Below are 19,482 nucleotides of genomic sequence, written 5' to 3' on the forward strand. Positions count from 1 at the left end.
AATTATCTAAAAAGACCTTTTTTATTTGTATAATCCGTAAGCTCGTCCCTAAAGCCGTTAAACACCTCTTCCTTATATTTTCCGCTTAAAAGCGAACTGAACGAATAAACACTTTTGCGTAAAATAGCCGCCTGTTGGGTATTGATTTTTTGTTGGGACTCAGCGTGTATTTTTTCCCGCAACCCGTTCTTCTTATGATATTCCAGTGCTTCACGATGTAAATTCGGTCGTACACCCTCATAAACCATCATGTAGGCTGCCCTGCCGTAAACGCCTCTTTCGATGAGATATGAAACCCATAAATTTTTAAGATTCATTTGACCGTTTTCGTTTGATATGTTGACGGTCTCCATTTGAGCAGCCAAGACAGCATCCAAATCCGTGCTGGATTTTAGATATGCCTGGGTTTTCGTAGAAAGCGGAATATTGGTTTCATTTTTTGAATAAAGTGAGCGTAGGTAAACTTTCCCTACTTTTTTCTCAAAATAAAACCCTTTGGCATTGAACAACCTAATGTAATCGACGGGCGATTTTTCAAGAGGTAAGTTGAATTGTTCGGCCATTCTGAGATATGCCCTTAAACTGAGTGCTTCAAACTGTTTTTGGTATTCTGGGTTCATCGATTCATAAAGTTCGGGCAGCAATAAAGGAAGGAATAAAGAAGTTGCGTTCAAATCCGATGGCTTACTTGTTCCGGTTTCTGTGAGCGTTTCAAGAACTTTCACGTTTTGGTTGATACTACCCGTGGATATATAGGATGAGCCCACTTCCGGCATTTTGTAATCCTCAATAAGTAATTCAACGGAATGGGCTTTGGAATTACTAAAGAAAACTTTACCCCCGACATATTTGAGACCCAAACCCTGAAGTAGATTAAATGAGAGGCTTTTGGTAGCATCGAACACATTGGCTTCCAACACGTTTTTGAATAGTGAAACTCTGTCTTCCAAGGTTTTCATTTCCTTTCTTGATTCGGTTTTGTGGAGTTCCCTACGTGTACCCTCAAATTCGGTTTTCAGAACTTTCAATAGGTTTTTACCCTTATCCTGGCTCATATAATGGTTTAGGAAAGAATAGCGTTCAGAGCCTGCGATATGAGGCAACAAATCCCTCAGATTTTTAGTTATTACAAACTCGGATAACGACCTATCACTTTTGTTGGCTTGTAAATAGGCCTCGTAAAAAGCATTTTTTATGAGTTTTCGGGTTTCAAGTAAAAATTGCTTCCCGTTTTCGTCCAAACAGGTTGTACCGTTCACATCGTCCTCTAATTGTGGGTGATGGATAAAATCCATTTGGGAGCTGATCTCGGAGGCTAAGAAGACATAACCTGATTTGTCATAAATGATTAGCTCGTTCAATTGTCTATTCTTTCCGTACGATAATTCGCAGTCTATGTTTTGATATGATTTCAGGACATCCGGTAGATCTTCCTGACGAATGCTTTTAAAAAGTTTTAAGGTGGTCATCCATTGCTTTTCCAAGCGCTTTTTGTGCATCGCCAATAATTTCGATTTGGAATTCTTTTCAAAAATAGCCACAAGTTTCGGCCCGCTCAATTTCGGATGCACGGTCGACCCGTTTATAAATTGCGTCTTGTATTTTTTTTGGTTATCGATTCCGTAGGCTACCCCTACCCTTCCACTCTCATGGGTCATGGTATTTACGATGATGTGGTAGGGTCTGGCCAATTGTTTTAGTTCGGCAAAACTGCGCACCTTGTGCTTTTGAAGGAGGCCGTTCATTACATCCTGTATATAGAACCTTGTGCCATTTGAATCATCGGGCTTGAACTGGAATTCCGGAAATCGGTATATCGGAAGTTCCCTGTGCTGTTTTTGTCGGGTTTGGGGCGATGGCAAAAGACCATAGCGTTTTTCAAGGTACGCTTGCGTTGCCATACTTCTCCGGTAACTATTGAACATAGAGATCAGGGAGGCAGATTCGGTAACTACCGTTGAAACAAGGTGTATATGTTGATGTTTTGTATCCTCATGAAGGACTACACAAAAGGGTTGGTTTCCCAAGCCCATCTCTGCCATATAATCCTTTCCCAGTTGGTAAAAAGTGGTATCGTCTAGCCGCTCGCCATGGGGAAGGTTGATCGTAATATGTACATACCTGTTTTCGGTAGCATGGCGTTGGCCTTGAAAATGCAGTACGTTCGTGAAAAATTCAGGCGACAGCCCAAATTCCGAACAGGTGTTCGGATAGCCTAAAATGATGCTTCCTTCCTTACCGAATACATAGTTCAACACGCCATGTACAGTTTCACGAAACAATATCTTGGCTATCATTTATGCAGTTTTTCATTCAATAGCTCCATGATTCCCATCAACAATTCGTTCGCTCTTTCTACTTCGCTTTCCAATTTGGCTGACGGACTTCTAAGGTTTTTAGCCCGTGCCACTGTGGTCAATTGGTTTATGTTAATGCCTATTTTGTTGATTTGATAGATCAGTTTGGCCGAGAAATCAGGTAGCTTCTTTTCTTCTACCATCTCTTTGTCCAATATCAGACGTCTTAGAAATGGTGCAGCAATACCGCGCTTTTCAAAATCCAAATCATAGGATGCCAAAATTTTCTTGACCATTCCTAGCTCCTTATCATTGAAGCGCAACATGATATCATGTTTCCTCTTGTTTTTGCCTAACGGTTTTCTACCTGTTTTTTGTGCCATTTCGGAGCCGATTTTACTCGCTTTTGCGTTTTTTCACTTCGTAAGAAGTAGTAGTTTTAAGTTACTTAAAAAATATCTTGCAAAATTCTACGAATTTTAATATAAGCTATTATTTTAGCTAAGTAATTGGTATTTCGACAAGTGTATCGATTCTTGGATAAAATACATCAATGCTAATTTTTAATGAGTTGTTTGACATCTTCTAATTTTCTTTTCAAAGCGTAATCGGTCATTTAGTAGCACTTCCGCCGGCTGTTTTGGTATATATAAAATCCAAAAAAGTCTCAATCGGTAAATTGAGTGTCAAAAATAGTGATTGGCCAAAAAAGTGCATGGGACCTTTTCGTCCCATGGGCTTTTGCGCGGTTGCGAGGGTGCCAAGGGTGCCGATAGGCTTCCTTGGCTTCCGCAGGAACTTTGGGAGAGCATTGATCAATCGATTTTTACCGTTCCATGGCGATAGTATCTTTTGACGTTTATCCGAAGTAAGGTCTATTTTATCTCTTCAAACAAATAGGCTACCCGCACTTAAAAAGTAGTATGGAATAGTCACGGTTTCCGATTTCGTTTTCTTCCCTTTTAGATAGAAAAGAATCTCCGTAACACCATATCGATTCAGTCCCTGTACCCATTTAAACCCTTATGGTCTTATATGGTCTTGTGTTGGAAAATAATTCATAAATGCTTGTATATTAACATTTTATATCTCTATATTCATCATTAATTATATAACTATTTAGGTGTATAAATCATTGATTAGTGCATTGATCAATACGTCATTTAAATAATTATCGAACGAACTAAATAATGAATTATGGAAACAAAGATTATTAGTGTCGTCGGCGAAAAAGGAGGTATCGGAAAAACGACCTTGAACATCATTTTGGCCTCCGACCTTTTTTATGCCAAGGGCAAAAAAGTGGTACTATTGGATTTGGACAATCCTCAATATTCCATTTACAATAAAAGACAGCGCGAATTGGAATCGTTGGATGAGGAAGAAAGGCAATCCATAGAACTTTATCCGATAGAACCTGTGACGGTTGCTACCCTACAGGATACCATTGTCAAGCACTACGGGATGGTGGATTATATTATACTTGATCTTCCCGGAAGCCTGAACGTGGAAATGGTCAAAGGTCTTTTATATGTGGAGCATGTCTTTGTACCATTCGATCATGACGAACTGGAAATCGATAGCACTTCCCATTTTTATTTTACCCTGAAAAACAATTTCCTGGACAATGAGGAACGGATGTTAAAGAGTATCCACCTGTTCTTCAACAAATACAAGTTGGTCAAGAAAAACAAATTTGCGGTGCTGCGCCAACAATTCCTTGAAGCGGACATACCGATGATGGAAAGTGTGGTCAAGGACAAAACCATTTACAAGGAACGGTACCGAAATACCCTCTACCCCATTCCCCAACATAAGGAGCTGGGGGAGAAGGATATCAAACATTTTTTTAAGGAAGTTGCCCAATTAACGCGTTAAAAGTGGAATCATGAAAAAACAACGGAAAATTGATACGCTAGGACTTATTCAAAAAATGGCGGAGAAAAACAAGAAAACCGTGGATGTTTTGGAAGAGTTGAAAAACGAACGGGTGCCTAGCAAGTCTACGGTGGAGAACAAACAACATTTTGAGCGAAAATCCGTTAAGAAAAAGGACGAAACTACGGCTATTGGGAATTCGAAACCCCAAAAATGTGAAAATGCACCGGAAGGCAATGGATATGCTGTACAAAAGTTCGAACAGTTCCTAAAAGCGGAAAGTTTCAGGGACAGAAAGGAATCGTTCGTGCTCTCACTTAGTAGGGAGTGTATGGCCAAATATGAGAAATTGGCACAGGGAGCATCCTATAAATTAGAGATCAAAACCCATCGCAATGATTTGATGCGAAAGGTTTTGGAAGATTTTATACAGCAAAAGTTCAGGAAACTGCTAAACCTTATCGAACAGGAATAATAAAGAAAAATGAGTAGCTATTGGTACATATTGATCGGTTTGGCCCTTATCTATTATGGCTACGTTTCGTGGGTGCTGCTCAAAAAGAAAAGAACTTCAAAGAAAAAAGATTCAGAAAAATTTGCTTATTTGCATATAAATAATAAATTTGTAAATAAATCAAATAATGAACAGACCGATTTAGGAGCTGTACTCGACCAGATAGACGAAGTGGAAGACACTTCAAAGCTTCTGGAAGCTTTTAAAGAGGGTTCATTGGATGATGATTCAAATTCCTTAACTCGCAAAAAGCATGAAAAACTCAAAGTTATCCGCAACAAGGATACGGCGGAAGAAGACCCGCCGGATTCCGAAACCTGAACTATTTCTCCTAGTTCTGATTCTAATCTGCATTCCTCTTTGCTCCTACGGGCAATTCGAACAACTATTACAGGAGGCACAGGATTTTAAGAACGATTCCAAGACCTTATCCCGTGAAATCGTTGACATCATCAAGATCATTGCCGGTGTCGCCATTGCCATAACAGGGCTTGCCTATCTCTATATACGCGACCAGCAGACCGATCTTGCCAATAAGTTGGGTAAGGCCGTCATCGGTATCGCCATATTTTTTGCCCTGATCGCCATCGGCGAGGAAATTGCCAACATCTAAATTTCCCGTCGCATGAAGAATCAGTATATCCCTATCCAAAAGGGGCTGCAAAAGGATGTCCTATATAAAGGACTCAAGGCCAAATACATTAGGTATTGTCTGTATTTGGTACTGACAGCCATCATGCTCGGTCTGGTAATTTCTACCTTTATTCCGATAATCTGGGCCTTGCTATTGATGGCCATCGTCATCGCAATCGTCTTCCTTGTACTGTTGTTCTATTCCCGAACCTATGGCGCTAACGGCTTTGTCAAAAAACTGGCGGATTCCCAAAAGCCTGATACAATTAAAGTTTCCAATCCGTTTGAAAATCTGTTGCTATGGAAAAACAGGTAGCACTTTGGGATGCGTTCCCCATCTACGGTTATGAAAGGCAATCCTTGATCGCGAAAGAAAAGGGGTGTGTGACTATCCCTTTGCAATTGGAACTTCCCGAAGTATTCACATTGGATGCGTCGGAATATGGACTCCTTCAAGAACTGTTCTTTAATATTATCGCCGTTCTAGGGCCGAACCGGCTGCTCCACAGGCAGGATTTTTTCCTTCAGGAAAATTATCGTCCGATCAAGGAACGTTTGCAAGGCGATTTTTTGGAACGGGCCAACGAGCACCATTTTGAAGACCGTCCTTATCTGAAAGGGACCCATTATCTGTATATCAGTATCGTGCCCAAAAATTATATCAAGTACAGTTCTAAACGGGCGAACGGTTTCTTGGACAAGAACAGGGATTTCTACCTAAACCATACGGTCCCCAAAGAATTCATTGATACTAATGTATTGGCGGATTTCGAGAACCAGGTAACGAGCGTCAACAACTTGATCAATTCGACCGGACTTATCAAATCCAACATATTGGAATACGACGAACTGTTTTCAGAAAACGGACTGTACGCCAAATATTTCGGACTGTCCGAAAAAAACCAAAATTTGAGGGATATTGACTTTTGTGGTAATAGCGTCAACATTGGAAACAAACAGGGCCAATTTTTCACGCTCGAAAACCTAGACCAGTTTACCAAGGACCATATCGGCTCCCACGAACTGTACGGCAAATTCACGACCCGGCACAATCGCTTCCCCATCGGTAACCTTTTCTCTTTGGGCTTTAAGGTATCCCATGAACATATCATCAACCAATACATCTATATCCCGAATCAAGAGAAAGCCTTGGCCAGCCTTCGACGAAAAGCCAAGAGCTTTCAACGGTTCAGTTCGGGAAAGAAGGATGATAGTAACACCATTTTCGCCGATCAAATCTATGAGTACACAAAAGAGGTTCTTGAAAACCACAAGGAAACGGTCTTTTATCATTTGAACGTATTTGGTTTTGATGAAGGAAAAGACCATCAAAGACAGATGGAAAATTCCGTTGGCTCGGCCTTCAAAAAATTAAGAATAAACGCAAAACAGAATACCATAGATCGAAAGAACTTGTTTTTTGCAGGGGTTCCGGGAAACGGCATAGGCATTTCCTCGGATATGTACATGCCCATGCCAAGTGACATGGCCTCCTCCCTACTCTATTTTGAGGGCGGCTACAAGGATGCTACGAATTCGGTCTATGGAATGCGATTGGTCGATCGGATTTCAGGGCGGCCCTTGTCGGTAAGTGTCTACCGGGAACCCGAAAAAAAGGATTGGATATTCAACCGTGGTATGCTTGTCGCCTCCGGATCGGGAGGTGGTAAGTCCTACTATGTCAATCACTATATTGCTTCCGAACTACGGCAGGGCGGCGAGGCCGTTATCATGGAGGATGGCAACTCCTACGACAAACTGACCAAGGTATTCGGTGGGGTCGTTCTACAACATGACGATGCTCGCCCGTTTACCTTCAACCCGTTTTTACTGGACAAACATGATTTTATCCGATCGACCACCGAGAAAAAGACCTTGGCGGAAAGTAAGTTGCTACATCTGGTATCCTTGCTAAAATTGATTACAGGGAGTACGGACAATGGCAATGATCTTGAGGTTACGAATACCGTTCTTGAACTTTTGGTTTCAGGCTACTATGGTGCCATGTGGGAGAACGATGATTCAAATTTTAAGTTCGATACCTTTTTCGAATTCTGTAAGAAGCAGGTCGTGGCTTTGATAAAAGCCAAGAAAATTCCGAAGGAAAAATTCGATCCCAATGTTTTTCTCTTCCTATTGGAAAAATACCGTTCCGATGGCCCCAGAGGGAATTTGTTGAATAAAGAGGATAATAGAATCACAGGGCTTAGCGACCAAAAGGTGGTGTACTTCAAGTTGGGTAAACTTATAGACAACGAGCTGTTATTTCCCATTATCGCGTTGATGGTCATGGAAATTTTCAATAAGAAAATGCACGACCCCTTGAAACTGTCCATAAATAAAATCTTAGCGGTAGACGAGGCATGGAAGGCATTGGTCAGACCGGAACTGGTACATTATTTCAACAGCCAATCGAGAATGGCGCGAAAACTTGGTGGCCAACCTATTTTTATTTCACAGAAGGTGGATGACTTTACCTCCTCGGAGATTTTCAAAAACGCCATTGTGGTCAATTCCCACATTAAGGTCTTTTTGGATATGCGGGATTTCGCTCAGTCTTTTGACCGAATCCAGTCCGTCATGGGTCTTGGAGAAAAACAGAAGCAACTCATCCTATCCATCAATAAAGACCTTCCGGAAGGCCGGAAGTTCCGTGAGGTCGCCTTTTGTTGGATGGACAGGGTAAAAGTATATGGAGTGGAAACCTCGGTGGAAGAAAAATGTATCTACGAGACCAATCCTACGGAAAGCTCAAGGATCAAAAAACTATACACTAACAATCATAATAATTGGGAGCTTACCGCAAAGGCCTACGCCTACGAAAATTCCCCTAAAAACAAAAACAAATGAAAAGAAGACTATTTATCCTAGTAACGATTGTTCCGTTTATTATGGCGGCGCAAATACCCGTAACGGACGCCGCTACCAATGCCAGCGTTGGTATGGTCAACAGCCAATTGATGAACATAAACATCCAATTAAAGGCTGTCAACAAGAACTTGGGGCGACTCATCAATCTGATGGAAAAGAACAACAACGAGACCTCAAAATCGAGAAAAATACTGAAGGAAGAACTCGATGCCAAAAAGACTTCCCCCGATTATGTAATGAAATCAACGGATGTCAGCATGACCATGGATTTGAAGGACAAGATTCTTGAAGCCTACAGCACCTCCAAAAACAGCATCCAAAAATGGAAACATTTAGAGCAGGATGAAATTCAGGAATTTGCAGGCTATACGGCCAATGCGATTCTAGAGGCCAAAAACCTGTTCAAACAATGTAATGGGATTATCAAGACCAAATCCATCATCCTTCCCGAAGAGCGCCTAAAAAAAGTCAGCGGCATCAACTCGAAACTCGAACAGCTTTTGGACGGCTTGATCGCCTACAATAACAAACTCTCGCAAATCAACGCTTTTCGGGAGGCCAAGTTGTCCTTGATCAATATGAACAAAGAATAAGAACAGGAATATGCAGGTCACGGAAAAAGGAATACGCGAAACGGTCAACGATATGTTCGACCGGTACATCGCCGATGCGTTCGAAGCGACGGATGCGATTGTCGATATTGGGCAGCAGTTCGCCTTTATCGGTATCGCATTGCTCGCGCTTAGGGTCTTTGTGAACCCCCAAACAAGGGCAGTTTTTTTGGAATACCTGAAATGGGTTCCCTTGGCCGTTTTATTGCTCAATTACAAAGTAGTTACAATGACCATCCTTGATTTTTATCAGGGCATCGGCAACTCCTTTAAGAGCAATGATATTTCTTGGGACATATTGCAAATGAAGGTCTTGGTCGCACAAGTGAAGTCCTCTTCCGATTATGCCTGGTCTTGGGTACTTTTAAGTGCAGATCCTGAAGCATTTCAGGCGTTTGTTCTCAGTTCCATAACCTCCGTGGTCGTCATGGTCGCATCGGTCATATCGGCGGTCGTATTCATTGGTATCAAGGCGATGTCAGTCATTTACCTCTTCGTTCTTATCATTTTCGGCCCTTTGAATATCGGGCTTTCGTTCATTCCCGTGTTCGGGGGAATGTGGAAGGCGTGGCTACAAAAGTTCATGAGCGTTTGTTTATGGATCCCCATGCTGTACCTCATTGACAATTTCATGTTGAACATTCTCGACAAGCTGATCGGTTCCATACTTCAGGGCGGAGAAGCCGATTTGGGGTTGGTACTCACGAGCGGGCTTTTGATTTTCATGAACGTTTTTATGTATTTCAAGGCACCGGTACTCTCCAATTTCATTGTTCAGGGAATGAACGTAAGTGCAGGTCACTTAAAGGAGCGTACAAAACACTATACCAAAAAAGCAGCACAAACTACGGTCGATGCCAAGACGGGAGGGGCTACAAAGGGAGTAAGAACATTGATACAGTAAACACCTTAACGATAAATATGGATTTTTAACGATTGCGCATAAACAGATGAACGATACTTATCACATTTTCAACGATTTAAACAAGATTCGTGCTAATAGCAACAGGGTTCTTTATATATCTTTAGCTCTTACGGTAGGTTGCACTTTGTTCAATATTTACTTTGGATATAAAACGAACGAAAGCGCAAAAAACCGTTTTTATTTGCTTGACAACGGACAAAAATTGGCCGCTGTGCGCATTAACCACCCCAAACGTGCGCTCGATATTTTGTGCGAAGGACATGTAAAAAACTTCCACGAACTGTTCTTTTCGTTAGAACCCGACCTACGATTTATTAAAAGGAATATAGAGGGCAAGGCACTCTATATGATAGACCATTCCGGTAAGCGGCTGTACAACCGCCTGTTGGATCAAAACTATTATGAGGATGTCGCCAAAAGCGACTATTCCATTGAAGTGGAGCAAGATTCGCTATATATCGACTACTCCGCTTACCCCTTTGCCTTTCGGTTTATGGGAAAACAAAAAATACGCAAGAATGAAAAGACGGAATATCGAAATCTAGTGACCAGCGGTTTTCTCTTGGAGACCAAATCAACACCTAATAATTTGAACGGGTTAAAGATTATCCGGTTCCATGTTCTAGAAAACAATGATTTACAATGAAACTTGACCGCGAAACATTCAATACATGGGTAAGACAGCACAAATTATTTGCGTTGTCGGCTCCGATTGTCGTGCTCCTGACGATATACTTTCTCGTGAACAGTCTAGGTTCTTTCGGAGAAGAAAACAGGCCATTGGCGGAGGACGACGGTTATAACAACAAGCTTCCCGGTCAAGAGAATGAACTTAAAGTCCAACGACCCAATGAGCTTTACAAAAAATCGCAAGAGGATTCTTTGGAACGATTACGCAATAATGGCACGTTGAAAAACATCGTGGAGACCAAACGGACAAATGATTCTTTGGAACTGGTTCTGGAAGAACTGAACGCTTTTTCATTCGATGATAAACCATCGATGGAATCCGCAGAAATTATGCCTGCTGCAACACAAAAATCGACTGCCGATCCTAAAACTGAATTTAAGGAAAAGTTGGAGTATCGAAAACTGATGATGGAAGCACGTGACGAACGCCTTTCCCGAAGTCAGGATTATTCCGCACCCTACGTAGCGTCCTCAAATAAACCTTCCGCCAATTCAATTTCCCTTGATGCAGCCATCTATCGCGACCAGTTCATTCTTCCTGGTAATCGCGTAAAATTGATTTTAAAGGAGGATACTTATTACAACGGTAAGCGATTTCCAAAGAACACTTTTGTTTATGCCACCTCAAACATACAAGGTTCACGGATAATATTGGAAGTAACCAATATCGACAATGTAAAGATGTCATTGACAGCTATGGATAAAGAAGATGGAATGATAGGACTTCACAATGAGCGGGCAGGAGCACTAATGCAGGAATTTAGGGCGAATATTGAACGGGAAGGTGTAAACGAACTATCCGAAGCGGCTGGGGAATCGGTAGAATCGCCCTTGGCCCGTAATCTAGTAAGGTCTTTTGGCAATTTTTTCCAAAAGAAAAAATACAAAGAACGAGATAAGATTTTACTGGTCAACGGGGATCGTGTAATTCTAGTACCAAAAGCATAAAAAATGGCAAAACAGTTTTTTTTCATATTGGCTTTAATGATGATGTGCAAGGGTACGGCACAATACTGTACCGATACTTTGGAAGTTTCCAAAAAGTACAAGACCATTTTAATATTTCCCGAGAATATTTCGGAAAGTATTATCGGTAACGACTTTGGTTTTATAGCGGATTTGCCAAAGGCCGCTGGAAGTAAATTCCATGGGCGAATCTTAAAGTTATACTATGATGAGTTGGCACCTGAAAAAGAAAACCTCACAAACCATACGGTAATTACCGAATCAGGTAACGTTTATGACTTTATTTTGAAACTAAAGGAAAAACCAAAGAAGTTTACGTGGTACATCAAGCCCGAAAAGGCGATCACCAATATCAATGGTAATTCCAAGTCAATTAGTTTGGACGTTGCGGATTCAGGTTCAGAAACAAAAATAAAACGGATAGAAATTCCAGAAGAACAACTCACAATATCAACCAAAGATTCGGCAACAAATTCTATTGACAGGGCTACAAAAGAACTCTACGAAAAAGACCCCATGGAATATTACCGTCTGCGATGCAATTATATACAGTTCGATAAGGCAAAGATTAGTCGTTATTTCTCAAGGCTGGACAATGTTTTCCTTTGGCTAAAGGGAGTGTATTACAATGAGGACGAACTCTATTTTCAGTACCGTATCGAGAACAAAGAGGGGCTTGACTTGGACATCAACTTCATTAAGCATCAACTGGCCACTAATTATAAAAATAGCAGTAGCAACCAAAAAATGCCTTTGGAACCGGTATTCGTTTACAAACGACCAAAAACGGTTTCGGGTAAAAGTGAAAACCACTTTGTAATCGTCTTTAAAAAGTTTGCTTTGGATGAAAAGAAAGAGGTGGTCGTTGAATTGGATGAAGAATCCGGAAATCGAAATCTTTCATTGAAGATAGGCCATGAAATTATCAACAACCCTATACACTTTTAAAATGAAAATCAATACGATAATTCTAGCACTTTTTATTTCAACTTTGGCCTACTCCCAAAGTGGCAACTATGCATCTTCCGTAGGGCTAAGTGGGGGTTACGCCGAAGATGGTTTCGGGATTATGGGGACGTATAATTACCATTTGAACCGAAACCGATATGCACAATTAAGTGTATTTGCAGCCATTGCGGAGGATAAAGGAAGTTTCGATATTCCCTACAACATATTTACAGTACAGCCAGGGTATTTCATTAAAGTTTGGGAGCAGAAGAACTTTAAGAAATATGCCATCAATGTTGGCGGTGGCGGTATTTTCGGTTATGAGGTCATCAATAACGGAAATAGTCTTTTGTCCAATGGTGCCATTCTGGATGCCAAAAGTCAATTTATATATGGGGTTTTCGTCGGAATTGAAGGAGAAATAACCCTCAACAACGACTTTTCCCTCTTGCTAAAGGCCAATGAATATTTCCATATAAATAGCGATGTAGGCCAATTCTATCCGTATGCTGGATTGGGTCTACGGTATTTCCTCTTTTAAAAATACATGAAAATGAGAAACCAATTTAAACCTATTCGAATTGCGCTTGTTTTGTGCTTTGTGGCACTTGTCATAGCCTGTAGTAAAGAATTCGAAGATGTTATTCTCGACAGCTTTGATTTTAGTTTTACGGGCGAACATCCCGAAGAAAGTTTTTTGTTCGAAAGTACCCGAACCGCTTTCTCCTTGATTCCAGAAAAAGAGATTACTACCGTAAACTACTTCATGAAGTATTCTACTACCGATAGTAAAGGTTATTTTATGACCATGGAAGGCGACACGATACGGGCCAATGATACCCTGAACATAACCGACCGCAATTGGAACTATAACTATGTCGCCATAGATACAGGCCTGCATAAGGTCAGGTTTCTCGCTTGGGATTCCAACGCCAATCAAAAAGAATTGGAATTATCGTACAACGCCAAATACGCCAGTTTTAGCTTTTTGCTCAATAAAGGGGTCAACGAGTTCATTATCAACTCTAAAAACCCCTTGAGTGCAACGCTATTGCGGGATAAAGAAACTGAAGATCCTAATAACAAAGGGGACTTTGAAGTTACCTATCAAATTGAAAATGGTACTGGGAAATTATATCTTAGAGAGGAGGTATTTGATGCAGGAAAACCGTTTACCCTTCCAAAAGGGGTTTCAGAACTGGAATATCTGCCCGAGACTTTGGGTGAGCACAAACTTACTGTAACGGCCAAAGCTCCCGATGGGGCTACGTTGACAGAGGAATTACTCCTCACGGTTCTAAATCTGGATTTTACCCTCAATGCCACTGCATCTTCGACCCAAGTAGAACTCGACACAAATTTGGCCATTGCCATAGATTTGAAAACTCAGGATAAGGATTCCGAAGTGGAATATGAAATATCACATTCCTTTTCCTCAACAAGTGACGGAGCGGGAACAGTTAGAGATCACAACGGTGGGGTCATGGAACCTGGTCAATACAGAACAATTGTACCCAACTCCTATAATTATACGTTTACCAGTACCGATTTGGGAAAGCGGAAAATATATTTTGACGTTCGTGATTCCAACGGTCAAGTAAAACGGGATAGTGTCGAAATCGAAGTAGCGAATATTCCCTTTACTTTTTCAGGTAATTCGGAAAGTAATTCCGTATTCGTGAATGAAAGGACACAATTCAACTTCAATATCAAATCCAACGGGAATACCGAAAACATCGATTACAATATATCCTATGAGCTTTTGGAAGGCAATGGGAGAATTACAGGTATCAGCGGCAACACCTTACAAAATTCGACCGAGTATCCCGTGGAACTAGGGAATTTTTCCCTATTCTATTATCCAGAAAGTCTGGGTTCACATCAAGTTTCTTTTATCGTTACGGATAATTATGGTCAAGAAGTCGGCCCTGTATTGATCGATCTCGAAACCAAGCAAAATGATTTTACGGTTAATATCACACCTTCAAAAACTTCCGAATTTGCGAATATTCCCGTGAACGTGATTATAGACATTGACGAAATACCCGAGGGAACCAATGATAGTTATGAGGCCTTTTATTCATCGGGGAGAAACAGTTCGTTACGCGTGAATGGAACTGAATATGGTCCAGGAGAGAAATTCCTTTTAGGCCCGAACAATAACAATGTCGTCTACACAGGCACCGAAGCGGGTCAACATGATATCGTACTTAGTGCAGAATCCACTGCCAATATAACCCATACGGCAAGTACTTCTATCAGTTACAATCAAGTGGATTTTCTATTTACTGGAGGAAGCCAAAAATCCGATATTTCGGTCGGGGAAATCACTTCCTTGAACTTCAATATTTCGGAAAGTATTGGTTCTTCGGACTATACTATGAGATATAGTATTAACGGGAATGCCGTCATAACCAATGAAAATGGCACGCAGGTCAGTGCAGGTAATATTTATGATGTTCCCAAGGGAAATTTCAATTGGGAACTGTTGGGAACGGATGACGGAAATATCAACTTGACTTTCTACGTACAGAATGATACGGGTCTTGAAAAGACAGTTGACATTGCTATTAATGTCGAACCAAAAAATTTCAACTTTACGGCCAATGCTTCCCAATCGCAGGCCAATACCTGGGATACTGTAGACATCAATTTCAACATATCGGAATTGGGTATCGGCGGCGATACGTATGTGATGTATTATTCTTCAGGAGGAAGCAACGGTACTTTTGAATATCAGGGAACCACCTATGCCGCCGGCGAGAGTTTCAACGTTCCGATAGGTACATTCCAAGGAAAATATACCGGAATTTCCGAATCGAACCATAGTATAGAGTTTACCGTTCGGTCTTCGTCGGAAGTAGAAAAAAAGGCGGATGTCAACATACAGTTTGACAAATACGAGGAATTCTTCGATTTCAATATCAGTCAATCCTCCGAGGATAAGTATGAAGGGCAGCCTTTTACTTTGACGGCAGTTACTAATGCCAGCACAGGTCATGATCCCAATATAACCTACGAAATGACTTTTACGTTTACGGGTGCCAGCGCGGGGTACATATACTATAAGAGCCGACTATATCGAGAAGGGGATATTCTGTCGTTGGACTACGGCTCGACCCCAATGCAATTTTTCCCCGAGACCGATGAGAACTTTACCATCAATTTTAGGGTCGAGAATTCCACGGGCATTTCCCAAACGCTGAGCGAATCGATAATTATGTTTAAAAAGCCTAATGTTGCCGCCAAAGGCGAGAAACGAAATATAAGTTGTGGCGGTTTGAACGGTTGTGATTATCAAGTAAGGATATTTACCTGTTTTGATACGAATTGTAGCGAGGCCTACAACGGCGCAACATTGCAGCAGGTGGAAATAAGGATCTATAACCGGTTTGACAGAAGATGGGATACCAAACTTTTTAACTATAACGATGCACAAGGTACAGGCGTCGATCGCATATTCTTAATGGAAGAGGAGCCTAGCGAAGGTAAACTTCGATATCTCGACCAAAGATATGAGGTGCGGGTTCAGGACAGCAATGGGGAATGGAGCGATGTTGAAAAGGGCACCGTACAAAGGGTCTAGAAACACTTTATAAATGATATTCTATTTCTTTTTATAAGTAATTGTCATAATATAATTTTGACCATCGAAAGTGTCGTCCGATTCGACCTTTAACCTGTTTTTGGTCAATTCGATTATTCTGAAAGGCTCCCTGCCTTCAAAACTGATAGTAGCATTATTGTTTGTAAGAATCCAAAAATCCTCTTCAACAAAAGAAAATGGATTATTGTCATCACAAGCGAGATTATTTTCGGTAACGTTATATTCCGGTTTGCCTGAAGGGCCATCTTCAGTATAAGTTGTAATATTGTCCTTAACACATTGGGGCAGTTCTTGGGTATTGAACAAATCGATATTGGAGGTATTGTCTCCGTTCAAATCTACCGCTCTGTCTGTCATGATCGCTTCATATTCCCATTGCCCTAATAATGCCCGATTTCGGTCTGCTACAGAAACTTGGTCATCATCTTTGTTGCATGAAAAGACGAACATTATGGAAAAGACTAGAAAAATAATAGTGCTGATTTTCATGGATATTAGTTTTGGCAAGCTCTACAAATATAAAATTTTGAACTCCAATATCTTAAACAAGATTTAAGCCGATAAATTGCGTATTGGAAAAATAAATTCAAACAGACGATTTTTCTTTGCCCGTTTGGGTTTATGCGCGGTGCCGAGGGTGTTGAAAATTTGGAGCCGGAAAGACGACCGAAAGCGGGCGGGCGAAAATCGACCGCTCGGGAGACTTGTAGGCGGATAGTTTTCAACTTCCTCCAGGTGCATGGAAATGTTTAGACCAGCTTTAACCGATGAGCAATAAAGAATTGAACAATATTTGCCTATTCTATATCTAACGGAAGCCAATATCGTGTACTCTTCAGCTCTCCTGTTTTCCGCAAGATTCCCTTATCTACCAAATCCTTTAAATCCCTTGTGGCGGTCGATGCGGATGTCTTGACGATACGCATATAATTTTCGGCACTTAATCCGCCTTTGAATCCTACATGCCCCGCATTTAATACTCGTTTTATCGCCTTGGTCTGTCGTTCATTGAGTTGCTTTGAAAAACGGTCGAAGAATTTGGCTTTTTCAATCAGGAATTCAATGATTTTTAAGGTATTTTCCTGGGCATCTAAAATGGTTTGCCCAAAATATAACAACCACTTCGTCAAATCCAATGTTGCATTATGTGCTTCCAAAAAAGCGTAATAGTCTTTTTTCTTTGCCTCTATCATCTGTGATAAAGAAATCAACGCTGGACGTCGAATGCTCATAGAAATTGACTTTTCCGATAACCCTCTTGCAATCCGTCCATTGCCATCTTCAAAAGGGTGTATCGCCAAAAAGTAAAAATGTGCGATTCCCGCTTTTGCCAAAGGAAGCATTGTATCTTTACTTTGTTGATGTAGTTGGTTGAACCATGAAACGAAGGCATCCATCTCCTTTTTCATCGCATGCGAAGGCGGAGCTTCATAATGTACAGTTTACCTATCCAATCTTCCCGAAACTACCTGCATCGGGTCTTCGTGGGTGCGATACCTTCCAATATCTACTAAATCCCGCCGAACGTTGGTCAACATCATGTGCCATTGAAATAATTTATCAATAGTTATTGGTTTGTCATATGTTCCGTATAGATTCACCATCATTTCCGAGATTCCGAATTCCGAAGGAGGTAGTTTCCTTTTTGTGGATTCCAACCCAAGATTTTTCTTGATGGATTCCTGAACGCTGTCACGGTCAAGATACTCGCCCTCAATCTCAGAGGTCTTCAATGCCTCGTTGACAAGTATTTCGATAAGCAGTTCGTCTTTTTCATCGTCTTGTACATGCTTGAATGCACCCAAGGCGATACCATTAGCTTGCATAAACTGATATTCAAGACTTTTTAAGGCTTCTTGATTATAAGAAATTGAGGCCATTTTGCTTGTTGCCAATTCCATTTTTGATATGTCATGAGCGATAAAAATTACTTTTATAGCTCAAAATTACTTGAAGTACTTAAACTCTATGACCTAAAAAGCTTTTATACTAAGAAATTAGATAGTGAATGGTGCGTTGGAAAGATAAATTCAAACGGACGATTTTTTTTCGTCCGTTTGGGTTTATGCGCGGTGCCGAGGATGTTTAAAAACTGTAGCCGGAAAGACGACCGAGCGGGCCAGCTTTGCGTGCCCGCTCTGTCAGGATTGGAGGTGGAGGGTTTTCAACTTCCGCAGGCACATGGGAGAGCATTATGAAAATGCTCACCAAATTTCAAAAACTAAACATTACCCCAAAAGTTGTGTATCCTTCCAACTGACCGGTAACAAATTCAGTCTTTACCCTTTCTGTTTTTTTCCAGCCCAAACCATCGTTTGTATCTATTTTCTTGATTCTTCGATTGGCGACCGTCTTTCCAACGACATAACCGATAAAAAGACCCTAGGGATAGTCAGAGGCCCAATGCACCTTACTGCTCATAATTTCAAAAGCCATTGCACCCATCAGCGTATACCCAACCGGTTTTATCCATTTGATTTCTGGATAGTTACTGGCAATTACGGTAATTGTCGCCATAAAAGTGGCTACATACCCAGTGGGCATGGCTTCGTAGTTCGACGTTCTTGTTTGATATTCCTTAATGCTGGGGAAGAGTGTCCAATGACCGCCGGGATTGCCACTATCGATGGCGGGGCCTGGACTCTGCCTTCCGGTTATCCTCTTGATGGTCTGTGTGATGACGCCCATCATACGTGCCATTTACAGCACCCATACCTTATTTTTTAGTGGACCTTAACTATACTATTTTTTGCAGTTACTTTTTTAAAAGTGCTGGTTCCTGCCTAAAGCATTCCACCAACATTTTATAAAGTTCAGGGTGTTTTTTGCTTAAAAGACGAGGTCGCTCAAAAAAGTATTCGGCAGCCACGGCAAAAAACTCTGCTTCGTTGGTTCCGCCATAATTTCTGATATCTGATTTATTGGCATTGATAACTTCCATTTCTGTATGGATCAACTTTAACCACGGGATGGTATATTGATGCTCCAACAACCTTTCTGGGATTCCATCCGTGAAACCGTCCAATTTATCAATAAGATGTACAAATTCGTGTATGCCCGTATTGTTTTTATCGCTTTGGTTCTTGAAGCCATGGTAAAGGGCTTTCTTCGATAATATCATTTGCTTTTCAAAACGTCCATTCCCTACAATTCCGCCAATATTTCGCAACTTATCTTTGCTGCTAAATTGCATATCCTCATTGAAGTTATCAGGATACAATAGAATCCCGCTTAAATTGGTATAGTGCCATTTCTCAAAACCAAAAACCGGAATCACGGCACTTGCGGCAATTAAAATCTTGTCGAGTTCTTGCAATTCCAATTGTACGCCATCAATATAGACTTCACTTAAAAATTGCATCATTCGCTGCTGAAAAACCTTTTGCTTTTCTTCTGAAAGATGGCGATAATAGAGCACATTATCCAACAACAATCCATGCCAATGCTCTGGAAAAGGCTGTACCTTTTGTCGTTTTGCTTTTCTATAAAAATGAACAACCAAAAGAAGAATGACACCTAAGAGGATTACGTAACCCATAATA

Annotated in this window: 19 protein-coding genes and 1 pseudogene; 13 read left to right on the forward strand and 7 right to left on the reverse strand. The window is 41.0% G+C overall.

The genetic code is table 11. The features are described from left to right. Positions 1–2: 2 nt before the first annotated feature. Positions 3–2,297, reverse strand: a complete 2,295-nt coding sequence (locus PY092_RS10415) for a relaxase/mobilization nuclease domain-containing protein (protein WP_275615788.1) — start codon at positions 2,295–2,297, stop codon at positions 3–5. Continuing rightward, positions 2,294–2,680, reverse strand: coding sequence for a hypothetical protein (locus PY092_RS10420; protein WP_275615789.1), 387 nt, complete (start codon positions 2,678–2,680; stop codon positions 2,294–2,296). The genes PY092_RS10415 and PY092_RS10420 overlap by 4 nt, the downstream gene beginning before the upstream one ends. 814 nt (positions 2,681–3,494) lie before the next feature. Between PY092_RS10420 and PY092_RS10425 the strand changes: the two genes are divergently transcribed. From PY092_RS10425 to PY092_RS10485, 13 genes are read left to right on the forward strand one after another with little or no spacing between them, the layout of a single operon-like run. Further along, the gene (locus tag PY092_RS10425; protein ID WP_275615790.1) at positions 3,495–4,175 is read left to right on the forward strand and encodes a ParA family protein; all 681 of its coding nucleotides are present in this window, start codon (positions 3,495–3,497) and stop codon (positions 4,173–4,175) included. A 10-nt stretch (positions 4,176–4,185) separates the two neighbouring features. Beyond that, positions 4,186–4,650 carry a hypothetical protein gene (locus PY092_RS10430; protein ID WP_275615791.1) on the forward strand — a complete coding sequence of 155 codons (465 nt, stop codon included), beginning with the start codon at positions 4,186–4,188 and terminating at the stop codon, positions 4,648–4,650. A 9-nt stretch (positions 4,651–4,659) separates the two neighbouring features. Then, a complete protein-coding gene (locus PY092_RS10435; RefSeq protein ID WP_275615792.1) occupies positions 4,660–5,010 on the forward strand; it encodes a hypothetical protein in 351 nt (116 codons plus the stop codon). Then, a complete protein-coding gene (locus PY092_RS10440) occupies positions 4,943–5,302 on the forward strand; it encodes a hypothetical protein (RefSeq protein ID WP_147378610.1) in 360 nt (119 codons plus the stop codon). Before PY092_RS10435 ends, PY092_RS10440 begins: the two co-directional genes overlap by 68 nt. Positions 5,303–5,314: 12 nt before the next feature. Continuing rightward, positions 5,315–5,638, forward strand: coding sequence for a DUF4133 domain-containing protein (locus PY092_RS10445; RefSeq protein ID WP_275615793.1), 324 nt, complete (start codon positions 5,315–5,317; stop codon positions 5,636–5,638). Continuing rightward, complete coding sequence (locus PY092_RS10450) at positions 5,623–8,172, forward strand: TraG family conjugative transposon ATPase (RefSeq protein WP_275615794.1); 2,550 nt, start codon at positions 5,623–5,625, stop codon at positions 8,170–8,172. Before PY092_RS10445 ends, PY092_RS10450 begins: the two co-directional genes overlap by 16 nt. Then, positions 8,169–8,786: a hypothetical protein gene (locus PY092_RS10455; RefSeq protein WP_275615795.1), complete on the forward strand. Its 618-nt coding sequence runs from the start codon at positions 8,169–8,171 to the stop codon at positions 8,784–8,786. The genes PY092_RS10450 and PY092_RS10455 overlap by 4 nt, the downstream gene beginning before the upstream one ends. Before the next feature lie 10 nt (positions 8,787–8,796). Further along, the gene (locus PY092_RS10460) at positions 8,797–9,708 is read left to right on the forward strand and encodes a TraJ family protein (RefSeq protein WP_275615796.1); all 912 of its coding nucleotides are present in this window, start codon (positions 8,797–8,799) and stop codon (positions 9,706–9,708) included. A gap of 46 nt (positions 9,709–9,754) precedes the next feature. Then, positions 9,755–10,375, forward strand: a complete 621-nt coding sequence (locus PY092_RS10465; protein ID WP_275615797.1) for a hypothetical protein — start codon at positions 9,755–9,757, stop codon at positions 10,373–10,375. Beyond that, positions 10,372–11,367 carry a conjugative transposon protein TraM gene (gene traM, locus PY092_RS10470; RefSeq protein ID WP_275615798.1) on the forward strand — a complete coding sequence of 332 codons (996 nt, stop codon included), beginning with the start codon at positions 10,372–10,374 and terminating at the stop codon, positions 11,365–11,367. The genes PY092_RS10465 and traM overlap by 4 nt, the downstream gene beginning before the upstream one ends. Before the next feature lie 3 nt (positions 11,368–11,370). Further along, the gene (locus tag PY092_RS10475; RefSeq protein WP_275615799.1) at positions 11,371–12,333 is read left to right on the forward strand and encodes a DUF4138 domain-containing protein; all 963 of its coding nucleotides are present in this window, start codon (positions 11,371–11,373) and stop codon (positions 12,331–12,333) included. A gap of 1 nt (position 12,334) precedes the next feature. Further along, entirely contained in the window at positions 12,335–12,874 is a 540-nt protein-coding gene (locus PY092_RS10480) for a conjugal transfer protein TraO (RefSeq protein WP_275615800.1), read from the forward strand. 12 nt (positions 12,875–12,886) lie between these two features. Continuing rightward, positions 12,887–15,919 (forward strand): TraQ conjugal transfer family protein, encoded by a 3,033-nt coding sequence (locus PY092_RS10485; RefSeq protein WP_275615801.1) that lies wholly within the window; start codon positions 12,887–12,889, stop codon positions 15,917–15,919. A 21-nt stretch (positions 15,920–15,940) separates the two neighbouring features. On the opposite strand, the gene PY092_RS10490 is transcribed toward PY092_RS10485, so the two are convergent. From PY092_RS10490 to PY092_RS10510, 5 genes and pseudogenes are all read right to left on the reverse strand, one after another. Beyond that, positions 15,941–16,429, reverse strand: coding sequence for a lipocalin family protein (locus PY092_RS10490; protein WP_275615802.1), 489 nt, complete (start codon positions 16,427–16,429; stop codon positions 15,941–15,943). A 308-nt stretch (positions 16,430–16,737) separates the two neighbouring features. Then, positions 16,738–17,364 (reverse strand): annotated as a pseudogene (locus PY092_RS10495) (Fic family protein); the annotation flags it as partial. A gap of 18 nt (positions 17,365–17,382) precedes the next feature. Next, the gene (locus PY092_RS10500; RefSeq protein ID WP_275615803.1) at positions 17,383–17,841 is read right to left on the reverse strand and encodes a DUF4172 domain-containing protein; all 459 of its coding nucleotides are present in this window, start codon (positions 17,839–17,841) and stop codon (positions 17,383–17,385) included. A 481-nt stretch (positions 17,842–18,322) separates the two neighbouring features. Beyond that, a complete protein-coding gene (locus PY092_RS10505; protein WP_275615804.1) occupies positions 18,323–18,631 on the reverse strand; it encodes a hypothetical protein in 309 nt (102 codons plus the stop codon). Positions 18,632–18,695: 64 nt separating this feature from the next. Next, on the reverse strand, positions 18,696–19,478 hold the full coding sequence (locus tag PY092_RS10510; protein WP_275615805.1) for a M90 family metallopeptidase: 783 nt from the start codon (positions 19,476–19,478) through the stop codon (positions 18,696–18,698). Positions 19,479–19,482: the final 4 nt, after the last annotated feature.

This window comes from Flagellimonas yonaguniensis (assembly GCF_029193885.1).
GTDB classification, from domain to species: Bacteria; Bacteroidota; Bacteroidia; order Flavobacteriales; family Flavobacteriaceae; genus Flagellimonas; species Flagellimonas yonaguniensis.